Raw genomic sequence first — 22,390 nt, 5'->3', positions numbered from 1 at the left:
TCGCCTAATCGGCTGCCGCTGGCGAGGGTGGCGAAGGTGGTGCGACCTGCCCTTCGGCAAGCGGCTGCTCCCCGGCGGCCCGCGCTGCCTGCTGCGCTGCCTTCTGGGCCGCCTTCTGGGCCCGGCGCCGTGCGCCAAAGAAATCGCGCAGCATCTGGCCACACTCATCGGCCATCACGCCGCGTGCCAGCGTGGTCTGGTGGTTCAGCGTGGCCTGCGCGAACAGGTCGACGACACTGCCCGCCGCACCGGTCTTGGGATCGGTGGCGCCAAACACCACGTGCTTGAGCCGCGCATGGAGAATGGCGCCACTGCACATCGCGCAGGGCTCCAGCGTCACGTACAGCTCGCACTCGGGCATGCGGTAGTTGCCCAGCACCTTGGCCGCCGCGCGCAGCGCCTGCATTTCGGCATGGGCGGACGGATCGACCGAACGGATCGGCAGGTTATGGCCGCGCGCGATGATCTGGTCGTTCCACACCACCACGGCGCCCACCGGCACCTCGCCGGCCGCCTCGGCCAGGCGCGCCTCTTCCAGCGCAGCCGTCATATAGAAACGGTCCCGCGTGGCTTCGTCCTGGAACTGGGGCGCGCCGGACATGGGCAGCTCAGTCCTGCGCCGGCAGCGCGAACGGCGCGCTGACTTCGGCCCAGCAGTTCGGCGTTTCGAACAGCACCAGCTTCGTCAGCTGCAGATGATGGCCGAAGCAGTCCTTGAACACGGGCGCCAGGATATCGAACGCTTCCTGCGCCAGGTTCTCGACGGTCGGGATGCTGTCGATCACCACGGTCTTGTGGTTGTCCATCGACTGCAGGAAGTTCAGCAGCGCGGTGTCGCCGCGATAGATCAGGAACGCATGGTCCCACTTCGACACCAGGTGCTCGTTGGCCAGCGTCTTGATATCGCCGAAATCCAGGATCATCCCGTCGTCGGACGCGCCTTCCTGGCGCAGCACCTCGCCGGACAGCGTCAGGTCCAGCCGATAGCGATGGCCGTGGATATTGCGGCACTGGCCGCCGTGGCTCGGGATGCGGTGGCCGGCATCGAATTCGAGCCGGCGGGTGATGGAAACTTGTTTGCTCATGTGTCAGCGAATGCCCAGCAGCTTGTGGGTCTGCAGCGACAGGCGCCAGCGTGGATGACGCTGGCAGAAGTCGACCGCGGCGGCCGTATTCTGCCGGGCCAGCGGGCCATCCATGGCCTGCACCAGGAAATAGCGGAAATCCAGTTGCTCGTATGCCGCGAAGTCCTGACCCGCCTGCGGCATCACCACCTTCAGTTCGTCGCCCTTCTTCACGACCAGTTCCGAACCCATCTTGGGGCTCACGCAAACCCAGTCGATGCCATCGGGCACTTCGATCGTGCCATTGGTCTCGATGGCAATCTCGAAGCCCTGCGCGTGCAGTGCGTCGATCAGCGGCGCGTCAAGCTGCAGCAGCGGCTCGCCGCCCGTGCAGACCACCAGCGGCGTGCCGCCGGCGCCCTGCGGCCATTCCGATGCCACTACCGCGGCCAGTTCCTCGGCCGTCTTGTACTTGCCGCCACGCGTGCCGTCGGTGCCCACGAAATCGGTATCGCAGAACTGGCACACGGCGCGGGCGCGATCTTCCTCGCGGCCGGTCCACAGGTTGCACCCCGAGAAGCGGCAAAACACCGCGGCGCGGCCGGCGTTGGCGCCCTCGCCCTGCAGCGTATAGAAGATTTCCTTGACGGCGTATGTCATGCGTATGCGACGGTTGGGGTGCGTGGGGAGTTCCTGCTCAAAAATTAGGCAAAAGCCGAGGCGCGAGCAACCGGCGATTGTATCAAGAACCTAGGGTTTCTGCTAAGTCCATCGAAATCCGCCGAACCAGCGCCTGCCTTGCAGGCACCTGCCACCTTTCTTGATTTCAAATCAAATATCTTCTGCAGATCGACGGCTTTTTCGGCAACAAAGGCGCTGGCACACTGCGCTCCACCCTTGAATACCGGAGCTTGCCATGCCCGTTGCCTTGCTGGCGCTGACAATCAGTGCCTTTGCCATCGGAACCACCGAATTCGTGATTGTCGGCCTGATCCCGACCATCGCCGCCGACCTGCACATCAGCGTGCCATCGGCGGGACTGCTGGTCAGCCTCTATGCGCTGGGCGTGGCCGTGGGCGCCCCGGTGCTGACCGCGCTGACCGGCCGCCTGCCGCGCAAGGCGCTGCTGCTGTCGCTGATGGCGCTGTTCACCGCCGGCAACCTGCTGGCCTGGCAGGCGCCGAGCTATGAATCGCTGGTGGCCGCGCGCGTGCTGACGGGCCTGGCGCACGGCGTGTTCTTTTCGATCGGATCGACCATCGCCACCAGCCTGGTGCCGCGCGAAAAGGCAGCCAGCGCCATCGCCATCATGTTTACGGGCCTGACGGTCGCACTGGTCACCGGCGTGCCGCTGGGTACGTTCATCGGGCAGCACTTCGGATGGCGCGAGACGTTCCTGGCGGTCTCCGCGCTCGGTGTGATCGCGTTTGTGGGCAGCCTGTTGTTCGTGCCATCGACGATCCGCCACGCCGCGCCGGCCTCGCTGCTGCAACAGGCACGCGTTCTGGCCGAGCCGCGCCTGTTGCTGGTCTATGCCAAGACAGCCATCGGCTATGGCGGATCGTTTATCCCCTTCACGTTCCTGGCGTCGATCCTGCAGGATGTGTCGGGCTTCAGCGCCAGCGCCGTGGGCCTGGTGATGCTGGTGTATGGCGTCTCGGTCGCCATCGGCAATATCTGGGGTGGCCGCCTGGCCGACCGCCATGGCCCGATCGCGGCGCTGCGCATCGTATTTCTACTATTGGCGGCCGTGCTGTTCGTGCTGACCTTCACCGCCCCGCATCGGTGGCTGGTGCTCGCCACGGTACTGGCCTGGGGCGCGGTGGCCTTCGGCAACGTGCCGGGACTGCAGGTCTATGTGGTCAAGCAGGCGGAGCACCACACGCCGCAGGCCGTGGACGTGGCGTCGGGACTCAATATCGCCGCTTTCAACCTGGGCATCGCCGGCGCGGCATGGGCGGGCGGGCTGGTCGTCGAGCACTTCGGCCTGATGCATACGCCGTGGATCGGCGCGATGGTGGTGCTGGTGGCCTGGGCCCTGACCGAGCTGAGCGGCCGGCTTGACCGTGCCGCAGGCATCGACGTGCGCGCCGGTGGCATGCCGGCCGGGGCCCTGCAGCACTGATCTCCACCCTCGATTACCACCATCGGGCCCGGTAGCCTGCGCATCCAAAGCAGAACGGGCCTCGCAGGCCCGTTTTCCGATGGCATTGCCGTTTAGCGCGGCGCGCCCAGGAAATCCATCTTGCCGATCTGCACGCCCTTGTGACGCAGGAGGTCGTAGGCCGTGGTCACATGGAAGTAGAAGTTCGGCAGCGCAAACCCGAGCGTGTAGCTCTTGCCATCGAACGTCACCGGGCCGTTGCGCAACTTCAGCTCCACCACGCGCGTTTCGCTGCCCTCAAGCTGCTCGGGGCGGATCGACTTCAGGAAGCCCACCGTCCGGGCGATACGCTCCTGCAGTTCGGGGAACGTGGTCTCGTTGTCCGGATACGACGGGATGTCGATCCCGGCCAGCCGTGCCGCGCAGCCCTTGGCCGAGTCGCTGGCCCGCTGCACCTGCGCCGGCAGCGCGTCCATGTCGGCAATCAGACGCGTCTGAAGCAGCTCGGCGGCGTCCATGCCCTGTGCCTGCGCGTGGGCAGCGCCTTTTTCAAGGATGGCGGACAGGTTCGTCAGGGCCCGGACAAACACCGGGATCGATACGTCGTACATCGAGAGGGCCATGGGGGGCTCCTTGCATGGGTCGTGGGATGTTGTCGTGTCACTGCGTGGTCCGGCGGCGCGTGGCGCGCGGTGTGCCGCGGGCTGACGCCTGCCGGTGTCGCAGGCCAGAGCATAGACCGGAACCGCCGGAGCCGCTGGCTAGCCGCCGAGCCCGGCCAGCCACGCATCCGCATCGTCGATGCCGAACTCGATCCACATCGGCAGATGATCGCTCATGCGATAGGTGCGCCAGTCCTTGAAGCTTCGCCCCGGCCGGGTCTGGCGTTCGGACGCGTAGGCATCGGCGTCGGCCAGCCGGTAGACGTGCTCGTACACGTCGAACACGCCGGCGTGGCCGGTCGGCGCCATGCGCGACAGCCGCCGGAAGTAGGCAATCTGGTCGTAGTGCCGGTTCTTGTCCACATTCGAGCCCGGCAAGGATTGAAGCGGCTCAGGCACGACGAACCCCGCCCGGGTGATCGCCTCCATCGTCACGTCGCGCCGGTTGAAGATATTGAAGTCGCCCAGCAGGATCAGGTTGCCCGGGTCGGCCTTCACGCCGGGCGCCGGCTGCGGCGCGGCCGACAGCTTTCCGGCCGCCCTGGCGACGGTCTTGCTGAAGGCGGTGATCTCCGCCAGCCGCCGCGCGTCGTCGGGCTTGCCGGTGCCGTAGTAAATATGGACCGTGGCCAGCGTCAGGTACGCCCATCCGGCCTGGAAGCCGGCCAGGTATGGCGAGCGCGCCAGCTGCACGGGGGCCGGCCCCGCCCTGCCCGCCCTGGGCAGCACCAGTTCCGCAGCCAGCCCGGTAAAGCGCACCTTGCGGCGGTCGTACAGATAGGCCATGCGCTCGGCATTGCCGGACGTGCCCAGCGTGACATCGGTCACCAGATAGCCCCACCACGGCCCGAGCATGCGCTGCAGCCGCTGCAACGGGTACAGGCCGTCCCTGACTTCCTGGATGGCGATCAGGTCGAAGCGGCTCAGCACCTCGGCGATGTAAAGGTAGGACTCTTCCGAACGGTAGCCGTACTTGCCGCTGTCGAACTCGCGGATATTCCATGTGGCCAGCAGCAGCGTATCGGTGGCCGTGCGCGCCGGGATCTGGCTCGCCAGCGCCTGGCGCAAGCGTGTCAGGCCTTCGATGGTGCGGGCACGCGCATGCGCGTCGGCGATATCGGCAAGGAAGTCGTAGTGGGTCATTGGAGGGCGCCACGTTGAAAGCCGGCCATCGTCGGGGCCGCCCCTGGCGGCTGCATTGGTCTGCATCAAGCGCGCGGCTGGATAACGCCAATTCCAGCGGACTACGATGCCGCGCCGCCTCCCATGATCCGCGTCAACGCCCACGGCTCCCCCCGGAAATACGATGGCTCGCATCGTTGACAACACAACGGCCATCAAGGGATAGACGCCATGAATCACGCTACAGGTACCACCGCAGGGAATCCTGAAGCTGGCCTTTCGCCAGCATCCGAGCGCGCGCAGCCGCCTAACTTCGCCGGGAACGACCGGGTGTTGTTCGGCATCGTGCTGGGTGTGCTGACGTTCTGGCTGTTCGCGCAGACCACGCTGAACATTGCGCCGGACATGGGCGCCACGCTGGGCCTGTCGCCCACCACGATGAACATCGCCGTGGCCATCACCGCGTTGTTCTCCGGCATCTTCATCGTCTTCATGGGCGGCATCGCCGACCGCGTGGGGCGCTACCGCATCCTGCAGCTCGGCTTTTGCCTGAGCATCGCGGGGTCGCTGCTGGTGGCGATCGCGCCGGCCGGCCCGCTGGCCATACCTTGCCTGCTGGCGGGCCGCGCGCTGCAAGGCCTGTCGGCGGCATGCATCATGCCGTCGAGCCTCGCGCTGATCAAGACATACTGGCCCGGCAAGGCACGCCAGCGGGCCATCAGCATCTGGTCGATCGGATCGTGGGGCGGCTCGGGCGTGTGCGCGATCTTTGGCGGAACCATCGCGGCCCAGTTCGGCTGGCGCTCGATCTTCTTCCTGTCGATCGCGGCGGCCGTGGCCGGCCTGCTGATGATCCGGGGCACGCCCGAAAGCCGGGCCGAGGACCGGCACGACGCGAAGATCGACCGCAAGGGTATCTTCACCTTCATGGTTGCGATGATCGCGCTGCAGGTGGTGGTCACGCAGGGTGCCCGGTTCGGCTGGACCAGCGTCAGCACGCTGTTGCTGGTGGCAGCCGTGGTGATCTTCGGTTTCGTGTTCCTGCGCCACGAGGCCCGCGCCGCGGACCCGTTCATCGACTTCCGCCTGTTCCGCAGCAGCACCTACACCGGCGCGACGATTTCCAACTTCATGCTCAACGGCGTGGCCGGCACGCTGATCGTGGTCATGCAGCTGGCGCAGCTGGGCGGCAACATGACCGCCCAGCAGGCCGGCGTGCTGACCATCGGCTTCGCCATCACGATCATTGCGTTTATCCGCGTCGGCGAAAAGCTGTTGCAGCGGTTTGGCGCCCGCAAGCCGATGCTGTGGGGCTGCGCGCTGACGGCCGCGTCGGTGATCTGCCTGGCGATGACGCAGCTGACGCTGGCCGACTACAAGATCGTCGCCACCATCGGCTTTGCCCTGCAGGGTATCGGCCTGGCGTTCTATGCCACCCCGTCCACCGATGCCGCGCTGTCCGCGTTGCCGCCGGACCAGGCGGGTTCCGGCGCCGGCATCTACAAGATGGCGTCGTCGCTGGGCGGCGCGTTCGGCGTGGCCATCTCGGCCACGATCTTCACGGCCGTGCGCACCCATGCCGAAGGCGCGCAGATGCTCGACGGGCTGATCGACTTCCAGGGCGCCCAGGACCAGGTGGCCGTGCGTACGGCGGCCATCCTGGCGCTGGCATTCAACCTCTGCATGGTCGTCGTGGCGGCCATTTCGATCATGGCAACCATCCCGCGCGCCAAACCCGGTGTGCCTGCCCGGTGATGGGCCGGCATCCGCGCACGGTGACGCCTGCAACTGCGCCTTTTATGTCTTCCGTACTGATGTCCTCATCAAGGAGGCCTGTTCCATGTCTGCATCCATCGTTCTCATCTGCGGCAACCTGTTCGACGGTCTCGGCGACACCCTGCAGGGACCCACCGAAATCCTGATCGAACACGACACGATTGCCGCCATCGGGCCGTCGGTGGCGCGGCCGCGCAATGCCCGCGTGATCGATCTGTCCCATCGCACGATCGCGCCGGGCTTTATCGACACGCACGTTCACCTGTTCCTGGATGGGATGAACCTGAAGCAGCAGATCCTGCAGTCCAGCGCCGGCAAGGCGCTGGCTGGCCTGAGCCTGGCCCGCCAGTACATGCGCTATGGCTTCACCACCCTGCGCGACCTCGGCACGTTCGACGATGGCTGGCCGGGGCTGGAACTGCGCAACGCAATCAACGCGGGCCGCCTGACCGGTCCCCGCCTGTTCGTGGCGCCGCATATGATCAGCGGATCGGGCGGCCATGGCGACATGCAGGGCGCGCTGCCGTGCCGCTGCCATCTGGGGCTGTCGAAAACGGCCGACTCGCCCACCGATATCCGCAAGCAGGTGCGTTGCCAGGCCGCGCATGGCGCCGACTGGATCAAGACCATGAACACCGGCGGCTATATGAGCTTTGGCGACGACCCTGCGCGCGTGACGTGGTTCGACGAAGAAATGGAGGCCGCAGCAGCCGCCGCCCATCAGCTGGGCCTTCCGGTTTCCGTGCACACGGGCGCCGCCGAAGGCTGCAAGCAGGCCCTGCGTGCCGGCGCGCGCAGCCTGGAACATTGCTACCTGATCGACGACGAGGGCATTGCGCTGGCCGAAGCGTCGGGCGCCTTCCTGGTGCCAACCATGCAGATGACGCTGGAAGACAAGGACATGCTGGCGGCCAACACGTTGCCGCCGCAGGCGGTCTGGAAGTTTTCGCGCGACCTGCCCGAAATCGAGCGGGCCCAGCGGCGCATGGCCGGCAGCCGCGCCCACATCGCACTGGGCACCGACTGCGGCATGTTCCCGTTCTCGCGCGGCATTCTGGAATTCCAGGCGATGGTGGCGGCCGGCCTGTCGCCGGCCCGGGCGCTGCGCGCGGGCACCAGCGTGGCCGCGGCCCTGCTCCAACGCTCCGACATCGGCGTGCTCGAAGTCGGACGCCAGGCCGACATCGTGGCGATGCCAGGCGATCCGCTGGCCGACATCGCGGCCACCGCGCAGGTGGACTTTGTCATGCGCGGCGGACGCATTTACCGATTTGGTGATCTCGACCTGCCGGGTTGAAAACGCCCACAGCCCCGGAATCGTCGAAACACCTGCCGGAGATCTTCGGAAGCATCCACGACATGCCGTCATTCCAACGTAGAATTCGCAAGCCGGCGCACAGCCCCGGCGCAATGTCATGTCATCTGGATGTACGTCGATCTCCTTACCCTTTACCTTCTGGCTATCGGAACGCTGCTCGCCAGTGCGGGCATGATGTTCTGGGAACACCTGGCCAATCCCCGGCACGGCAAGGCCCTGCGCATTCTGTCCGCGGCATTTGCGACGCTTGCCGTCGGCTGCGTGACGGTGCTCTTCCGGCGCGCCGTGCCCGGTGTGCTGGGATCGGCACTCGCCAACCTGGTAATGCTGTGCGGCTACCTGCTGATCCTCAATGGCGTGGCGGCGCTCAGTAGCCGGCGCTACCACATCACCGTCGGCGTCGTGCTGTGTGGCATGGCAGCCGTTTGGGCAGTATCCGGCACACGATGGCTGGATGCTGTGTGGAACTACGTCAGCGCGTTCCCCATTGCCATCATCAGCGCCATGACTGCACGCGAAATGCTGCGGTGTGAGGCGCTGAAGCCATTTTTGGCGCGTCACATCGTCGTGGCCGTGGCGGGCATCCACGCCCTGCTTTACGCCGGCCGTGCGTTTGCGCTGCCCTGGCTCGTGTCGGCGTACGGGCCTGCCATGCAAGGCATCGCGAGCAAGATCACCATGTACGAGGGGGTCCTGTATTCGGTGATCCTGCCGATGACGATCCTGAAGCTGATCCGCGAAGACAGCCACATGCAGTTGCTCAAAGAATCCCAGACTGACTACCTGACCCGCCTGGGCAACCGCCGGTGGTTTTTCGAACAGGGCCAACGCATTCTGGCGGCCGAAGACCACCGCCGACCGGTAGCCGTCCTGGCTTTCGACCTCGATCAGTTCAAGGCCATCAACGACCGCTACGGCCACCAGGCCGGCGACGAAGTGCTGAAATCGTTCGCGGAGATCGCCCGGGGCGTGATGGGCCCGGACATCCTGTTCGCACGCATCGGCGGCGAGGAATTCGCTGCATTGCTATATGGCGCAGACGCGCAGCGCGCCGGCACGCTCGGCGCGACCGTGGCGGCGCAGTTCGCCGAGAATATCGCCGGCCGTATCGGGGGCGTCGGCATTCCGGCCACAGTCAGCATCGGGCTGGCGCAATCCGAGCGGGAAACGCCAGTGCTGAGTGACGCATTGGTCGCCGCTGACCAGGCGTTGTACCGGGCCAAGGCGCTGGGTGGGAATCGTCTGGAAATCGCGCAAACCGAGGACCAGTCGGCGACGGTGTGACGCGGCCGGGGAAGGCCATGTGAGGCGGGGTCCGGCAGGCGGATACCTGCTGGCATCCGCCCGATGCGGGATCGGCACCGGCGCATCCGGCCCTGCCAGGCGCCGGATGGCCTAAGGCCGGGGGATTATTCCCATTCGATCGTTGCAGGCGGCTTGCCCGAAACGTCGTACACCACGCGATTCAGGCCGCGCACCTCGTTGATGATGCGGTTCGAGCAGCGGCCCAGCAGCGCGTACGGCAGATGCGCCCAGTGCGCGGTCATGAAGTCCGTGGTCTGCACGGCGCGCAGCGCCACCACGTAGTCGTACGTGCGGCCATCGCCCATCACGCCAACCGACTTCACCGGCAGGAACACGGCGAATGCCTGGCTGGTCAGGTCGTACCAGCTTTTGCCCACCTGATGCGGTTCGCACAGGCCGGCGGCGGCATCCTGCTCGGTGGCGATGGTCTTGCGCAGTTCCTCGATGAAGATCGCGTCGGCGCGGCGCAGCAGATCGGCGTACTCGCGCTTGACCTCGCCCAGGATACGCACACCGAGGCCCGGACCCGGGAACGGATGGCGGTAGACCATTTCTGGCGGCAGGCCCAGCGCCACGCCCAGTTCGCGCACTTCGTCCTTGAACAGGTCGCGCAGCGGTTCCAGCAGCTTCAGCCCCAGCGTTTCGGGCAGTCCGCCCACATTGTGGTGACTCTTGATCGTGGTTGCCTTCTTGGTCTTGGTGCCGCCCGATTCCACCACATCCGGGTAGATCGTGCCCTGCGCCAGCCACTTGGCGTTGGTCAGCTTCTTTGCTTCGGCCTGGAACACTTCCACGAACTCGCGGCCGATGATCTTGCGCTTCTGCTCCGGATCGGTCACGCCGGCCAAGTGGCCCAGGAACTGGTCCGATGCGTCGACATGGATGACCTTGGCATGCAGGCGGCCCGCGAACATGTCCATCACCATCTTGCCTTCGTCCAGGCGCAGCAGACCGTGATCGACAAACACGCAGGTCAGCTGGTCGCCGATCGCGCGATGGATCAGCGCAGCCGCCACCGACGAATCGACGCCGCCGGACAGGCCCAGGATCACCTCTTCGTCGCCCACCTGCTCGCGGATCTTGGCCACGGCCTCGGCGATGTGGTCCCCCATCACCCAATCCGGGTTCGCGCCGCAGATCTGCAGCACGAATCGATCGAGCATCTCGCGGCCCTTCGACGTGTGCGTGACTTCCGGGTGGAACTGCACTGCGTAGTAGCCGCGGGCCTCGTCGGCCATGCCGGCGATCGGGCAGCTCGGCGTCGATGCCATCAGCTTGAAGCCGTCGGGCAGCGCGGTCACCTTGTCGCCGTGGCTCATCCAGACCTTCAGCATGCCGTGGCCTTCGGGCGTGCTGAAATCCTCGATGCCCTTGAGCAGGTTCGTATGGCCATGGGCGCGGACTTCCGCGTAGCCAAACTCGCGCGAATCGCTCCATTCGACCTTGCCGCCCAGCTGCACGGCCATGGTCTGCATGCCGTAGCAGATGCCCAGTACCGGCACGCCCAGATCCCACACGGCCTGCGGTGCGCGCAGCTGGTGGTCTTCGTAGGTGCTGGCGTGGCTGCCCGACAGGATCACGCCCTTTGGCGCGAACTCGCGGACGAATTCATCGGTCACGTCGTTCGGATGGATTTCGCAGTAGACGTGCGCTTCGCGAACGCGGCGGGCGATCAGCTGCGTGACTTGCGAACCGAAATCAAGAATGAGGATTTTGTCGTGCATGATTGGCAGTGGGCAGTGCATCCGGATCGGGTTCGGTCATGACTTCGGTGCCCGGGCCATAGCCGGGCGGCGGCGTGATGACCGGCTCGCGCCGGTATTCGGGGGATGCGGGGGACGTCGCCGGGCGCGCCGGGCGGCCAATGCCGCTGTCGGCGACATCGGTCACGTCGGTAACGTCGGTCGGATAGGGAACGCCGGCGGCACGCGCGTCGCGGTCGGCCTTGGCCTGGTCGGCCAGCGCGCGTTCGCGCAGCCGCACCTTCTTGGCCGACGGAATCAGCACGATGGCGAAGAACAGCAGCATGGCCGCCATCGTCAGCAGCCAGACCTTGCCGGCCGGCTGGACGGGCATGTCCAGGAACAGCGTCCAGGCGGCCACCAGTATCGCGCTGGCCAGGTTGATCAACCCGGCGACGCGCGCCACGGGCACCGTCATATGTCCATTGAATGTGGCCGTGAACAGCAGCCATGACATGCCGAGCGTGGCCACGCCCAGCAGCTGCCCGAACAGGGCCGGCTCCGGCACCGGCAGTTGCAGCGCGGCGTACAGCGTGGTGAACGGCGACATCAGCAGCAGCAGGCCAAGCAGCAAGTCGAGCACCGCATCGAAAAACAGCACGGCTCGCAGCAATACCTTCATGGTCGCTCCTTATTGCGGCGCGGCCGCGCAGGCCCCGTCAACCTCGACAGAACCGGCGCGGCCGTGGTGCCCGTCAGGGCAGGCCAGATCGACATCAATCGATATGGTAGTTCGGCGCTTCCTTGGTGATCTGCACGTCATGGACATGCGATTCGCGCATGCCCGCTGCCGTGATCTGCACGAACTCGGCCGATTCGTGCCACTGCGGAATCGAGCTGGCGCCGCAGTAACCCATCGACGCGCGGATGCCGCCAGTCAGCTGGTGGATGATCGCCTGCACCGGTCCCTTGTACGCGACTCGGCCTTCGATGCCTTCCGGCACCAGCTTGTCGACGTTGGCGGTGTTGTCTTCCTGGAAGTAGCGGTCAGCCGCGCCGTCCTTCATCGCGCCAACCGAACCCATGCCACGGTAGCTCTTGAACGAGCGGCCCTGGAACAGGAATACCTCGCCCGGAGCTTCCTCGGTACCCGAGAACATGCCGCCCATCATCACGGTGTGGGCACCGGCCGCCAGGGCCTTGGCCACGTCGCCGGAATAGCGCACGCCGCCATCGGCGATCAGCGGCACGCCCGTGCCCTTGAGCGCCTCGGCCACGTTCGACACGGCCGTGATCTGCGGCACACCGACACCGGCCACGATACGTGTGGTGCAGATCGAGCCAGGGCCGATACCGACCTTGACGCCATCGGCGCCATGCTCGACCAGCGCCAGCGCGGCGGCGCCGGTGGCGATATTGCCGCCCACCACCTGCACCTGCGGGAAGTTCTGCTTGACCCACCGCACGCGGTCCAGCACGCCCTGGCTGTGGCCGTGCGCGGTATCCACCACGATCACGTCGACGCCGGCCTTGACCAGCAGTTCCACGCGTTCATCGTTGTCCGGGCCCACGCCCACTGCGGCGCCTACGCGCAGCTGGCCGTGCGCATCCTTGCTGGCCAGCGGATTGTCCACGGCCTTCTGGATGTCCTTTACCGTGATCAGGCCGCGCAGCTCGAACGCCGCGTTGACCACCAGCACGCGCTCAAGGCGGTGGCGGTTCATCAGGCGCTTGGCTTCTTCCAGCGGCGCGCCTTCGGCCACCGTCACGAGCTTGTCGCGCGGGGTCATCTTGGCACGCACGGGTGCGTCCAGTTCTTCTTCGAAACGCAGGTCGCGGTTGGTGATGATGCCGACGACGGTCTTGCCCTCGAGCACCGGGAAACCCGAAATGCCGTGCTGTTGCGACAGCGCAATCACATCGCGAACCTTCATGTCCGGCGAAATGGTGATCGGATCACGCAGCACACCCGATTCGTAGCGTTTTACACGCGCCACTTCACGGGCCTGGTCGGCGGGCTTCAGGTTCTTGTGAACGATACCGATACCGCCGGCCTGCGCCATGGCAATGGCCAGGCGCGCTTCCGTCACCGTATCCATGGCGGCGGACAGCAGCGGAATATTGAGTTCGATCGAACGGGTCAGTCGGGTGCGGAGGGAAACATCCCGGGGCAGGACGGCCGAATAGGCCGGGACGAGCAGCACGTCATCGAATGTGAGTGCTTTCTGGACAAGACGCATAGCGAATCCTCTAGGCGCAAAAGCAGATTATACAGGAATGCAGGATTTGCTGATGCGTTGTTGCAAGCCGTTTGCTATTCTCGGCCACCTTTTTCAAACAAGGCATCGGGAGACCATGGGAATCGGCGTACTGTGCGGGCTGCTGGCCGGCGCGTTCTGGGGAATGGTATTCATCGCCCCAAAGCTGCTGCCGGCATTTCCCCCCTGGGAACTGGCAATCGGCCGCTATCTGGCGTACGGCCTGGTGGCCCTGGTCGCCGCCCTGCCGCTGATGCGCCGCATTGCGCGCAAGCTGACACGCCCCGACTGCGTGGCCCTGTTACGGCAGGCCTTTACCGGCAACCTGCTTTACTACGTGCTGCTGGCGTTCGGCGTGCAACTGGCGGGCGTGGGCCCCACGTCGCTGATCATCGGCATCCTGCCGATCTCGGTCACGCTGATGGGCCGGCGCGACCATGGCGCCGTGCCGCTGCGCCGCCTGACGCTGCCGCTGCTGGTCGTGGCGGCCGGCATCGCCTGCATCAACGTGGACCTGTTCGGCGGTGGTGGCGGTGGTGGCGGTGCCCACGGCGCGGCCGTGGCGGACGCAACGATCCGCCCCGTGTGGCAGAAAATCGCCGGCGTGCTCTGTGCGGCTGGGGCGCTGGCCTGCTGGACGCTCTATGCCGTGGACAACGCGCGCTACCTGCAGCGGCACCCGCACTTCAGCGGCAACGAGTGGTCCGCGCTCTATGGGCTGTCCACCGGGCTGGTGTCGCTGATCCTGGCAATCGCCGGCTGGCTCGCGTTCGGTGACACGCTGACGGCCCCAGGCAGCGCCCGGGACTGGCAGTGGTTCTGGACCGTCAACGCGGCGGTTGCGCTGGGAGCGTCGCTAATTGGCAACAATCTCTGGAACATTTCGAGCCGCCGGTTGCCGCTTACGCTGTCCGGTCAGATGATCGTCTTCGAGACGCTGTTCGCGCTGGCATACGGGTTCGTGTTCGATCACCGCTGGCCGCGGCCGCTGGAAATCGCCGCCATTGTGTTGCTGATGGCTGGCGTAGCGTGGTCGGTCCGCTTGCATGCGACGGACAAGTCTCAGTAGACTAGCGGCCAATGCCGGGTGGGTCACACGAAAGTCAACCCCACTGGCGACTGATGCCAACACAACCTGCTCGACCCGCTCACGATTTCGCCATGAAACGATCGTCCGCGCTGTACCTGCTGATTGCCGCAAGCCTGGCCATTCCCGGCACCGCCTTCTCCCAGTGGCAATGGAAGGACGCCAACGGCCGCACGGTCTACAGCGATGTTCCGCCGTCGCCATCGGTGCCTGAACGGGCCATCCTGGCCGCGCCGGGCCGGGTAGCCGGCGCCTATCGCCCGCTGGAAACGGAAACCGCCAAGGCTGACGGCAACCCGGCGCCGACGGGCAGCGCGCGCATGCAGCAGGTCAGCGCCAAGGCCAAGGCCGACAAACCCGTCGATGCCGACGAGGCATTCCGCGAGCGCCGCGATGCCCGCATCAAGGCCGACCTGGAAGCTGCCGCCAAGGAACGCAGCCAGCTGGCGCGCGACGAACGGTGCCAGCAGTTGCGTAACTACGCCACCGGGCTGAGTGCCGGCGTGCGGGTGTCCCGATCCGGCGCCGACGGCGCCCCGATGCGCCTCAACGACGACGAGCGCACGGCCGAACTGGCGCGCACCAACGATTCGATCAACCAGCAGTGCAGCGGCTGACGGGCTGATGCCTTGAAGGCAGGAGGCCCTGTTCAGGCGCCCTGCCCGCCTCCGCCGCGCAGCCATTTCTGGCCCTCGCGCATCCCGGAGGCCCGGGTTTTCTGCACGCGCTTGCGCCGGGCGGTCTTGGGATCCGCCGTCAGGACACGGTAGATTTCCACCCGATCACCCTGGCGCACCACGGTATCCAGCGATTTCAGCTTGCCGTAGATTCCCACGCGCATCGTCGTGGGATCCACTTCCGGGTGCGCCTCGGTCAGCCCGCTGGATTGAATGGCGCCGACGATGGTCGTGCCCTCCGGGACGGCAACTTCCTTCAGGAACACCGCATCCGGACGGGCATAGCAGACCGAAACGCGGACGGTCGCCGATGCTTCAGCCTTGCTTGGCATAGACCACCTCGGCCCGTTTGACAAAGGCATCCACAAACGTGTTGGCGATCACGCTGAACGCCGGACCGATGATTTTTTCGAGAATGACGCTCGAAAATTCGTAATGCAGGTGAAATTCGATCTTGCAGGCATCGGCGCGCAACGGCGTGAATCGCCAGGAACCGTTGAAGGTCTTGAAAGGACCGTCCGCGAACGTCATATCGATACGAGTTGGACGCTCCTGGGTATTGCGCGTGTGGAAATACTGCTTGATGCCGCTGAAATGGATATGGATCTTGGCATCGAGCAGCGTGTCGGTTTGCTCGAAGACCTCCACGCCACCGCACCATGGCAGGAACTTGGGATAGTCCTCCACGCGCGTGACCAGGTCGTACATCTGTTCGGCCGAGAAGCCGAGCAGGACGGATTTATGGACGTCTGCCATGTATACGGGTTGCGGGCACCTCGGGACTGGGCCGGGCCGGAGCGGTTTGCTAAAATCAGGATTTTAGCCGACAGCCGCGAACACGGCACGCCTTGGCGCGCTCGGCCGCAGTCATGTTGCTGCGCACCCTCACTGCCGCCGCCCTGCCAGGCCGCGCCGGTCAAATTTAGGAAATCACCTCCCGCATGACGATCGCTGACAACAAGAAGGCCTTTTTCGACTACTTCATCGAAGAACGCTATGAAGCCGGGATCGTGCTGGAAGGCTGGGAAGTCAAGGCGATCCGGGCGAACCGCGTGCAGATCAAGGAAGGTTATGTTGTGGTGCGCAACGCCGAGATGTTCCTGATCGGCGCCCACATCAGCCCGCTGCAAAGCGCCTCCACGCACGTCACGCCCGATCCGGTACGCACCCGGAAGCTGCTGCTCAAGGCCGACGAGATCAGAAAACTGATCGGCAAGGTGGAGCAGCGCGGCTATACGCTGGTGCCGCTGAACCTGCACTACACGCGCGGCCGCATCAAGTGCGAAATCGGCCTAGGCAAGGGCAAGAAGCAGTTCGACAAGCGGGAGACCGAAAAGAACCGCGACTGGCAGCGCGAAAAGGCGCGCCTGATGAAAAGCGAGAAGGAATGAAGAACGGAGGCCTCGGCCTCCGTTTTCGTTTCGTTTTCGTTTTCGTTTTCGTTTTTCAGCGATGCCAGATGGCGTCAGAGCACCTTCTCGACCTTCTGGCCCTTCACGATCTGCAGCGCAGAAGCAATCATCGAGCTCATCTCGCCGAGATTGCCTGGCACGATCAGCGTATTACCCTGCTTGGCCAGGTTGCCAAAGGCGGCAACGTATTCCTCCGCCACCTTCAGGTTGACTGCCTCCGTACCGCCCTCCCCGCGAATGGCGTGGCCGATTTTCTCGATGGCCTGCGCATTGGCTTCCGCCACGGCCAGAATGGCTGCGGCCTCGCCCTGCGCCTTGTTGATGGCGGCCTGCCTTTCCCCTTCGGACTTCTGGATGGCGGCTTCACGCGCGCCCGAGGCCAGGTTGATCTGCTCCTGGCGCTTGCCCTCGGACGCGGCGATCAGCGCCCGCTTCTCGCGCTCCGCCGTGATCTGGGCCTGCATCGCGTGCAGGATTTCCTTCGGCGGCGTCAGGTCCTTGATCTCGTAGCGCAGCACCTTCACCCCCCAGTTGGCCGCCGCCTCGTCGAGGGCGTTGACCACGCTGTGATTGATGAATTCGCGCTCCTCGAACGTCTTGTCCAGTTCCAGCTTGCCGATGACTGACCGCAGCGTGGTCTGCGACAACTGCGTGATAGCCACCACGAAATTGCTCGATCCGTACGAAGCCTTCATCGGGTCAGTCACCTGGAAGTACAGCACCCCATCGACCTGCAACTGCGTGTTGTCCTTCGTGATACAGACCTGGCTCGGCACATCGAGCGGGATTTCCTTGAGGATGTGCTTGTAGGCCACGCGGTCGATAAACGGCACGACAATCGACAGGCCCGGCGTCAGCGTCGCGTGGTAGCGCCCCAGCCGCTCCAGTACCCAGGCGTGCTGCTGTGGCACGATCTTGATGGACTTCGCAATCAGTACGATGGCGGCAATGAGCAGAATCAGCGGAAACAGACCGAGCTGATAGGCAAGCATGTACGACTCCCGTCAAAAAGAAAAGACTGCAAGGCAGAGGCAAGCGCCAGGCTAGCGTGGCGACACGATAAGCGTGGCGCCGCGAACTTCGATGATTGTGTAGCGCCCCGGGGAGGGGTCGGTCCCGGGAGCCAGCTCCACGGTCCAGTCGGCGCCGCGATATGGCACGCGGGCGCGACGGAAGGCATCCCAGGCGGAGACTTCGACTTCCTGTCCGATATCGATGTTCACGTCAGGGTTGGTCGCGGCATCGCTACGGCGCAGCCGGCCGAAGCGTGTGCGCCGCATCGCCACGATGGCCACGATGGCAACCACTGCCGCGGTAACCGTCTGCACGGGTACCTCGGCACCCAGCAGCGCGGCAATGCCGCCGGCTGTCACGCCGCAGGCGACCATCAACAGATAAAACGTGCCGGTGGCCATTTCCGCGATCAACAGCACCACGGACGCGGCAAACCAAAAGTAGTACGACGTCATCCCGTTCCTTTCCAGCCAGCCAGACACCAGCCCGAAAAAACAAAACCCCCGCCAAACGCCTGCGGCGTCTGCGGGGGCAGTTGGAACACCTGACCGCAGGGCCGGTGCCACACGGCGCGCCGGCCCATCAGGCCGGACGCCGCTTGTTCGGGTACGTCGCTATTGTGACGCGAAATGCCTCAGGAAGCCAGTTGCTGCCAGGTTTCCACCACCGAATCAGGATTCAGCGAGATCGACTTGATCCCTTCCTTGGCCAGCCAGGCTGCAAAGTCCGGATGGTCCGAGGGGCCCTGGCCGCAAATGCCGACGTACTTGTCCAGGCGCAGCGCCGTGGAAATGGCGCGCTGCAGCATGAAACGCACGGCCGGATCGCGCTCGTCGAAGTCCTTGGCCAGCAGTTCCATGCCCGAATCGCGGTCCAGGCCCAGCGTCAGCTGGGTCAGGTCGTTCGAGCCGATCGAGAAACCGTCGAAGAATTGCAGGAACTCTTCGGCCAGAATCGCGTTGGACGGCACCTCGCACATCATGATGATGCGCAGACCATTCTCGCCACGCTTCAGGCCGTGCTTGGCCAGCAGTTCGATCACGCGCTCGGCCTGGCCCAGCGTCCGCACGAACGGCACCATGATCTCGACGTTGGTCAGGCCCATCTCGTCGCGCACGCGCTTCATGGCCTTGCATTCCATCTCGAACGCTTCGGCGAAGTCGTCGGCGATGTAGCGCGAAGCACCACGGAAGCCCAGCATCGGGTTTTCCTCGTCCGGCTCGTAGCGCGAACCGCCGATCAGCTTCTTGTACTCGTTCGACTTGAAGTCCGACAGACGCACGATCACAGGCTTCGGATAGAACGCGGCACCGATCGTGGCCATGCCTTCGGCCAGCTTGTCCACGTAGAAGGCACGCGGGCTGGCGTGGCCACGGGCCACCGATTCCACGGCCTTCTTCAGGTCGGCATCGACCTGCGGATAGTCGAGAATTGCCTTCGGGTGAACGCCGATGTTGTTGTTGATGATGAATTCCAGGCGAGCCAGGCCAACACCGTGGTTCGGGATCTGCGCAAAATCAAACGCCAGCTGCGGATTGCCGACGTTCATCATGATCTTGGTCTCGATCTCCGGCATTTCGCCGCGCATGACCTCGGTGACCTCGGTTTCGAGCAGACCGTCGTAGATGCGCCCTTCGTCGCCCTCGGCACACGACACCGTCACCAGCGTGCCGTCCTTCAGCACGTCGGTGGCATCGCCGCAACCGACCACGGCCGGCACACCCAGTTCACGCGCGATGATCGCGGCGTGGCAGGTACGGCCGCCACGGTTCGTGACGATCGCCGCGGCACGCTTCATCACCGGCTCCCAGTTCGGGTCGGTCATGTCGGCCACCAGCACGTCGCCAGGCTGCACACGTTCCATCTCGGACGGATCGTTGATCACGCGGACCGGGCCCGTGCCGATCTTCTGGCCGATTGCACGGCCGCTGGTCAGCACCGCGGACGTGCCTTTCAGCTTGAATCGCTGCTCGGCCTTGCCGGCCGACTGGCTCTTCACGGTTTCCGGACGCGCCTGGAGGATATAGATCTTGCCGTCCTTGCCGTCCTTGCCCCATTCGATGTCCATCGGGCGGCCATAGTGCTTCTCGATGATCATCGCGTAGCGGGCCAGCTCGTTCACATCGTCATCGCTGATCGAATAACGGTTGCGCAGCTCGGGCGGCACGTCCACGGTCTTCACACGGCCGGCTTCGCCTGGCTTGGTGAATTCCATCTTGATCAGCTTCGAGCCGATCGAACGGCGGATGATGGGGTACTTGCCGGCTTGCAGCGTCGGCTTGAAAACGTAGAACTCGTCCGGGTTCACGGCACCCTGCACCACCGTTTCGCCAAGACCATAGCTCGACGTGATGAACACCACGTCCGGGAAGCCCGACTCGGTATCGATCGTGAACATCACGCCCGAGGCAGCCAGGTCCGAACGGACCATGCGCTGGACGCCGGCCGACAGGGCCACCACGTCGTGGGCAAAGCCCTTGTGCACGCGGTAGGAAATGGCGCGGTCGTTGTACAGCGACGCGAACACGTGCTTGATCTTGTCGAGCACGTCGTCGATACCGCTGACGTTGAGGTACGACTCCTGCTGGCCTGCGAACGAAGCGTCGGGCAGATCTTCGGCGGTGGCCGACGAACGCACGGCGAACGATGCCTCGGCGCCTTCGCGCGCCGACACGCGTGCATAGTGCTCGCGGATTTCGGTCTCGAGACGCGGCTGGAACGGCGCCGAGGCCACCCAGTTGCGGATCTCGGCACCGGCTTCTGCCAGGGCCTTCACGTCGTCGACGTCAAGCGTCTTCAGGCGTTCCGAAATGCGAGCGGTCAGGTTGTTGTGTTCGAGGAAGTCGCGGAATGCCAGCGCGGTGGTGGCAAAACCGCCGGGGACGCGCACACCGGCACCGGCCAGCTGCGAGATCATCTCGCCAAGCGACGAATTCTTGCCGCCGACGGTCTCCACGTCCTGCATGCGCAGTTCTTCGAACGGGAGCACGTAGGCGCCGTTATTTACCTGGTTGGTCATAAAAGCCTCAAAACAAAGTAAGAAATCTTTTGCACCGACCGGTATGTTGTTGGAGTTCTGGCCCCGGCGGATCGCTTGGCTGAGCAATTCCGTGTGACATCGGACGCTTCCGATGCTGCAATGCACATTGTCGACAATTCGGCGCCAAATCGTTGCCTGGCTGGGATTGGCGGAATTGCTTAGCCAAAAGATCGCCGCTATTCTACCGTGCCGCACCGCACTTTCGCTCGGCGGCTGCTCCAAAATAATTGTTCAGACATGTCCCTGCCCGAAGCGCCTGACGCGTCGCAACCCGCGCCAGCCCTGACTTCCCAGTCTTCTTCATCCGCTGCCGGCGCCCAGCCTGGGGCTGCGACGGCACCTGTGGATCGCCCTGCCGTGCGTACGGTTTTCATTGTGTCGGATGGCACAGGCATCACGGCCGAGACGTTCAGCCACTCGATCCTGGCCCAGTTCGAGATGCGCTTCCGCAAGGTGCGCATGCCGTTCGTCGACACGCCCGAGAAGGCGCATGTGGCCGTCAGCAAGATCAACGAGGCGTTCTACAACGAGGGCGTGCCGCCCATCGTGTTCACCACGCTTGTCAACGCCGAGTCCAACAAGGCGATGCGCCGCGCCAAGGGCATGATTCTGGACATGTTCCAGACGTTCATCGAACCGCTGGAAAAAGAACTGGGACTGAAGTCCACGCATGCGATCGGCCGGTTTCACCAGAACGCCGATACCGAGGCGTACAAGAACCGCATCGAGGCAATCAACTTCTCGCTGGCGCATGATGACGGTCAGTCACACAAGAACCTCGAGGACGCCGATGTGATCCTGGTGGGCGTGTCGCGCAGCGGCAAGACGCCTACCAGCCTGTATCTGGCCATGCAGTACGGCCTCAAGGCGGCCAACTATCCGCTGATCCCCGACGATTTCGAGCGCGGACGTCTGCCTTCGGCGCTCTACGCGTTCAAGTCCAAGATTTTCGGGTTGTCGATCGACCCGCAGCGGCTGACCGAGATCCGCAACGAGCGCCGGCCGGGCAGCAAGTACGCGGCGGTTGAGAATTGTCGCTACGAGGTCAACGAGGCCGAGGCGATGATGCGCCGCGAAGGGATCAAGTGGCTGTCGTCGACCCACAAGTCGATTGAGGAAATCGCGACGACGATCCTGCAGGAAATCAAGGTCGACCGCGATAACTATTGAAACACACGATTTTTGAGAATCGTCTTCTTGGCGGGTGATGGCTGGAGGGGAAAGATGACGTCATCGAACGTTTTCTTTCATGAACCATGTCCATCACCATGTCAGCTGATCCGCTTTCCAGCCTCCCCGACGCGGCCGATCCCACCCGCGCTCGCCAGCACCGCTACCCGCCGCGCCACGACTGGCGCATGGCCGCCACCATCTTCACTGCAGTCTTCGTCGCCCTCGGCGGGATCTTCGCCATCCTCGATTACTCCGGGCGCCAATCCGACAAGACGACCGACAACATCTATTACCGCTTCGATATGGTGGATGAGCGGCTCGGCGTGATGGACCGCCAATCCCAGGCAACCGACAAGCGATTGGATGGCATCGACCGCCGGATCGACAGGCTTGAAGTGAAGGTTGACGAAGGCTTCGCCAAGGTCGACCGGCGCCTCGATAAGATGGACGAACGCTTCGACAAGATGGACGAGCGCTTCAACAACCTCGAAGTCGGGCTCGGCAGGAAGTTCGACCAGATCGACCGGAAATTCGCCCAGATTGACGGGAAGTTCGACCAGATTGACGGGAAGTTCGACCAGATCGACGGGAAGATCGGTCAGATCGCGGACCTCCTGCACCTCCTGGTCGAACAGAAGGCCACTTCAGGCGCCACGGAACCCAGCCAAAAACTGGGCAGCCGCCCTCGCTAACAGC

General features: G+C 64.6%; 22 protein-coding genes. 9 read left to right on the top strand and 13 right to left on the bottom strand.

The window, feature by feature from the left end:
* Positions 1-4: 4 nt before the first annotated feature.
* The 3 genes from tadA to queE are packed head-to-tail and all read right to left on the bottom strand — an operon-like array spanning position 5 to position 1,724.
* Complete coding sequence (gene tadA, locus AC3G88_RS22355; RefSeq protein WP_488893984.1) at positions 5-601, bottom strand: tRNA adenosine(34) deaminase TadA; 597 nt, start codon at positions 599-601, stop codon at positions 5-7.
* 7 nt (positions 602-608) lie between these two features.
* The gene (locus AC3G88_RS22350; protein ID WP_092599951.1) at positions 609-1,085 is read right to left on the bottom strand and encodes a 6-pyruvoyl trahydropterin synthase family protein; all 477 of its coding nucleotides are present in this window, start codon (positions 1,083-1,085) and stop codon (positions 609-611) included.
* A gap of 3 nt (positions 1,086-1,088) precedes the next feature.
* Complete coding sequence (gene queE, locus AC3G88_RS22345; protein ID WP_488773100.1) at positions 1,089-1,724, bottom strand: 7-carboxy-7-deazaguanine synthase; 636 nt, start codon at positions 1,722-1,724, stop codon at positions 1,089-1,091.
* A gap of 256 nt (positions 1,725-1,980) precedes the next feature.
* On the opposite strand from queE, the gene AC3G88_RS22340 reads away from it, so the two are divergent.
* The gene (locus tag AC3G88_RS22340; protein WP_488773101.1) at positions 1,981-3,189 is read left to right on the top strand and encodes an MFS transporter; all 1,209 of its coding nucleotides are present in this window, start codon (positions 1,981-1,983) and stop codon (positions 3,187-3,189) included.
* Between the two features lie 92 nt (positions 3,190-3,281).
* On the opposite strand, the gene AC3G88_RS22335 is transcribed toward AC3G88_RS22340, so the two are convergent.
* Positions 3,282-3,791 carry a DUF1993 domain-containing protein gene (locus AC3G88_RS22335; protein ID WP_153947767.1) on the bottom strand — a complete coding sequence of 170 codons (510 nt, stop codon included), beginning with the start codon at positions 3,789-3,791 and terminating at the stop codon, positions 3,282-3,284.
* A 138-nt stretch (positions 3,792-3,929) separates the two neighbouring features.
* Positions 3,930-4,973 carry an endonuclease/exonuclease/phosphatase family protein gene (locus tag AC3G88_RS22330; protein WP_488893983.1) on the bottom strand — a complete coding sequence of 348 codons (1,044 nt, stop codon included), beginning with the start codon at positions 4,971-4,973 and terminating at the stop codon, positions 3,930-3,932.
* A gap of 210 nt (positions 4,974-5,183) precedes the next feature.
* Between AC3G88_RS22330 and AC3G88_RS22325 the strand changes: the two genes are divergently transcribed.
* From AC3G88_RS22325 to AC3G88_RS22315, 3 genes are all read left to right on the top strand, one after another.
* A complete protein-coding gene (locus tag AC3G88_RS22325) occupies positions 5,184-6,707 on the top strand; it encodes an MFS transporter (protein ID WP_488773104.1) in 1,524 nt (507 codons plus the stop codon).
* A gap of 85 nt (positions 6,708-6,792) precedes the next feature.
* Positions 6,793-8,025 (top strand): amidohydrolase family protein, encoded by a 1,233-nt coding sequence (locus AC3G88_RS22320; protein ID WP_488773105.1) that lies wholly within the window; start codon positions 6,793-6,795, stop codon positions 8,023-8,025.
* 129 nt (positions 8,026-8,154) lie between these two features.
* Positions 8,155-9,330 (top strand): GGDEF domain-containing protein, encoded by a 1,176-nt coding sequence (locus AC3G88_RS22315; protein ID WP_488893982.1) that lies wholly within the window; start codon positions 8,155-8,157, stop codon positions 9,328-9,330.
* Between the two features lie 125 nt (positions 9,331-9,455).
* Here the strand turns inward: AC3G88_RS22315 and guaA are convergent, their stop codons facing one another.
* The 3 genes from guaA to guaB all read right to left on the bottom strand — a co-directional run bounded on the left by guaA (position 9,456) and on the right by guaB (position 13,273).
* Entirely contained in the window at positions 9,456-11,075 is a 1,620-nt protein-coding gene (gene guaA, locus AC3G88_RS22310) for a glutamine-hydrolyzing GMP synthase (RefSeq protein WP_488773107.1), read from the bottom strand.
* Positions 11,050-11,715, bottom strand: a complete 666-nt coding sequence (locus tag AC3G88_RS22305; RefSeq protein ID WP_488773108.1) for a hypothetical protein — start codon at positions 11,713-11,715, stop codon at positions 11,050-11,052. The genes guaA and AC3G88_RS22305 overlap by 26 nt, the downstream gene beginning before the upstream one ends.
* A 94-nt stretch (positions 11,716-11,809) precedes the next feature.
* Positions 11,810-13,273, bottom strand: a complete 1,464-nt coding sequence (gene guaB, locus AC3G88_RS22300) for an IMP dehydrogenase (protein ID WP_400395062.1) — start codon at positions 13,271-13,273, stop codon at positions 11,810-11,812.
* A 115-nt stretch (positions 13,274-13,388) separates the two neighbouring features.
* Between guaB and AC3G88_RS22295 the strand changes: the two genes are divergently transcribed.
* Positions 13,389-14,360, top strand: a complete 972-nt coding sequence (locus AC3G88_RS22295) for a DMT family transporter (protein WP_488773109.1) — start codon at positions 13,389-13,391, stop codon at positions 14,358-14,360.
* A 92-nt stretch (positions 14,361-14,452) separates the two neighbouring features.
* A complete protein-coding gene (locus tag AC3G88_RS22290; protein ID WP_488773110.1) occupies positions 14,453-14,995 on the top strand; it encodes a DUF4124 domain-containing protein in 543 nt (180 codons plus the stop codon).
* A gap of 32 nt (positions 14,996-15,027) precedes the next feature.
* Here the strand turns inward: AC3G88_RS22290 and AC3G88_RS22285 are convergent, their stop codons facing one another.
* Positions 15,028-15,387 (bottom strand): RnfH family protein, encoded by a 360-nt coding sequence (locus AC3G88_RS22285; RefSeq protein WP_488773111.1) that lies wholly within the window; start codon positions 15,385-15,387, stop codon positions 15,028-15,030.
* Positions 15,371-15,811, bottom strand: a complete 441-nt coding sequence (locus tag AC3G88_RS22280) for a type II toxin-antitoxin system RatA family toxin (protein WP_066735285.1) — start codon at positions 15,809-15,811, stop codon at positions 15,371-15,373. The genes AC3G88_RS22285 and AC3G88_RS22280 overlap by 17 nt, the downstream gene beginning before the upstream one ends.
* A gap of 185 nt (positions 15,812-15,996) precedes the next feature.
* Here AC3G88_RS22280 and smpB point away from each other — a divergent pair, with 185 nt between their 5' ends.
* Complete coding sequence (smpB, locus tag AC3G88_RS22275) at positions 15,997-16,446, top strand: SsrA-binding protein SmpB (RefSeq protein WP_092599990.1); 450 nt, start codon at positions 15,997-15,999, stop codon at positions 16,444-16,446.
* 74 nt (positions 16,447-16,520) lie between these two features.
* Here the strand turns inward: smpB and AC3G88_RS22270 are convergent, their stop codons facing one another.
* The 3 genes from AC3G88_RS22270 to ppsA all read right to left on the bottom strand — a co-directional run bounded on the left by AC3G88_RS22270 (position 16,521) and on the right by ppsA (position 20,500).
* Entirely contained in the window at positions 16,521-17,459 is a 939-nt protein-coding gene (locus AC3G88_RS22270) for an SPFH domain-containing protein (RefSeq protein WP_153947777.1), read from the bottom strand.
* Positions 17,460-17,510: 51 nt separating this feature from the next.
* Positions 17,511-17,936 (bottom strand): NfeD family protein, encoded by a 426-nt coding sequence (locus AC3G88_RS22265; protein WP_488773112.1) that lies wholly within the window; start codon positions 17,934-17,936, stop codon positions 17,511-17,513.
* 179 nt (positions 17,937-18,115) lie between these two features.
* Positions 18,116-20,500 (bottom strand): phosphoenolpyruvate synthase, encoded by a 2,385-nt coding sequence (gene ppsA / locus AC3G88_RS22260; RefSeq protein WP_488773113.1) that lies wholly within the window; start codon positions 20,498-20,500, stop codon positions 18,116-18,118.
* A gap of 378 nt (positions 20,501-20,878) precedes the next feature.
* Between ppsA and ppsR the strand changes: the two genes are divergently transcribed.
* Positions 20,879-21,691 carry a posphoenolpyruvate synthetase regulatory kinase/phosphorylase PpsR gene (gene ppsR / locus AC3G88_RS22255; protein WP_092600258.1) on the top strand — a complete coding sequence of 271 codons (813 nt, stop codon included), beginning with the start codon at positions 20,879-20,881 and terminating at the stop codon, positions 21,689-21,691.
* An 86-nt stretch (positions 21,692-21,777) separates the two neighbouring features.
* Positions 21,778-22,386, top strand: coding sequence for a hypothetical protein (locus AC3G88_RS22250; RefSeq protein ID WP_488773114.1), 609 nt, complete (start codon positions 21,778-21,780; stop codon positions 22,384-22,386).
* The last annotated feature ends 4 nt before the right edge of the window (positions 22,387-22,390 follow it).

The organism is Cupriavidus sp. 86D6, assembly GCF_057815095.1.
This window is presented reverse-complemented; position numbering and strand designations above follow the sequence as displayed.

Coding starts and splice junctions, on each gene's coding strand:
- ppsA (WP_488773113.1), bottom strand. CDS start 20,500: ATGACCAACCAGGTAAATAACGGCGCCTACGTGCTCCCGTTCGAAGAA.
- smpB (WP_092599990.1), top strand. CDS start 15,997: ATGACGATCGCTGACAACAAGAAGGCCTTTTTCGACTACTTCATCGAA.
- AC3G88_RS22285 (WP_488773111.1), bottom strand. CDS start 15,387: ATGCCAAGCAAGGCTGAAGCATCGGCGACCGTCCGCGTTTCGGTCTGC.
- AC3G88_RS22250 (WP_488773114.1), top strand. CDS start 21,778: ATGTCCATCACCATGTCAGCTGATCCGCTTTCCAGCCTCCCCGACGCG.
- AC3G88_RS22350 (WP_092599951.1), bottom strand. CDS start 1,085: ATGAGCAAACAAGTTTCCATCACCCGCCGGCTCGAATTCGATGCCGGC.
- AC3G88_RS22305 (WP_488773108.1), bottom strand. CDS start 11,715: ATGAAGGTATTGCTGCGAGCCGTGCTGTTTTTCGATGCGGTGCTCGAC.
- AC3G88_RS22320 (WP_488773105.1), top strand. CDS start 6,793: ATGTCTGCATCCATCGTTCTCATCTGCGGCAACCTGTTCGACGGTCTC.
- AC3G88_RS22270 (WP_153947777.1), bottom strand. CDS start 17,459: ATGCTTGCCTATCAGCTCGGTCTGTTTCCGCTGATTCTGCTCATTGCC.
- AC3G88_RS22265 (WP_488773112.1), bottom strand. CDS start 17,936: ATGACGTCGTACTACTTTTGGTTTGCCGCGTCCGTGGTGCTGTTGATC.
- AC3G88_RS22280 (WP_066735285.1), bottom strand. CDS start 15,811: ATGGCAGACGTCCATAAATCCGTCCTGCTCGGCTTCTCGGCCGAACAG.
- AC3G88_RS22315 (WP_488893982.1), top strand. CDS start 8,155: ATGTACGTCGATCTCCTTACCCTTTACCTTCTGGCTATCGGAACGCTG.
- AC3G88_RS22290 (WP_488773110.1), top strand. CDS start 14,453: ATGAAACGATCGTCCGCGCTGTACCTGCTGATTGCCGCAAGCCTGGCC.
- AC3G88_RS22330 (WP_488893983.1), bottom strand. CDS start 4,973: ATGACCCACTACGACTTCCTTGCCGATATCGCCGACGCGCATGCGCGT.
- tadA (WP_488893984.1), bottom strand. CDS start 601: ATGTCCGGCGCGCCCCAGTTCCAGGACGAAGCCACGCGGGACCGTTTC.
- AC3G88_RS22295 (WP_488773109.1), top strand. CDS start 13,389: ATGGGAATCGGCGTACTGTGCGGGCTGCTGGCCGGCGCGTTCTGGGGA.
- queE (WP_488773100.1), bottom strand. CDS start 1,724: ATGACATACGCCGTCAAGGAAATCTTCTATACGCTGCAGGGCGAGGGC.
- AC3G88_RS22340 (WP_488773101.1), top strand. CDS start 1,981: ATGCCCGTTGCCTTGCTGGCGCTGACAATCAGTGCCTTTGCCATCGGA.
- AC3G88_RS22335 (WP_153947767.1), bottom strand. CDS start 3,791: ATGGCCCTCTCGATGTACGACGTATCGATCCCGGTGTTTGTCCGGGCC.
- guaA (WP_488773107.1), bottom strand. CDS start 11,075: ATGCACGACAAAATCCTCATTCTTGATTTCGGTTCGCAAGTCACGCAG.
- guaB (WP_400395062.1), bottom strand. CDS start 13,273: ATGCGTCTTGTCCAGAAAGCACTCACATTCGATGACGTGCTGCTCGTC.
- AC3G88_RS22325 (WP_488773104.1), top strand. CDS start 5,184: ATGAATCACGCTACAGGTACCACCGCAGGGAATCCTGAAGCTGGCCTT.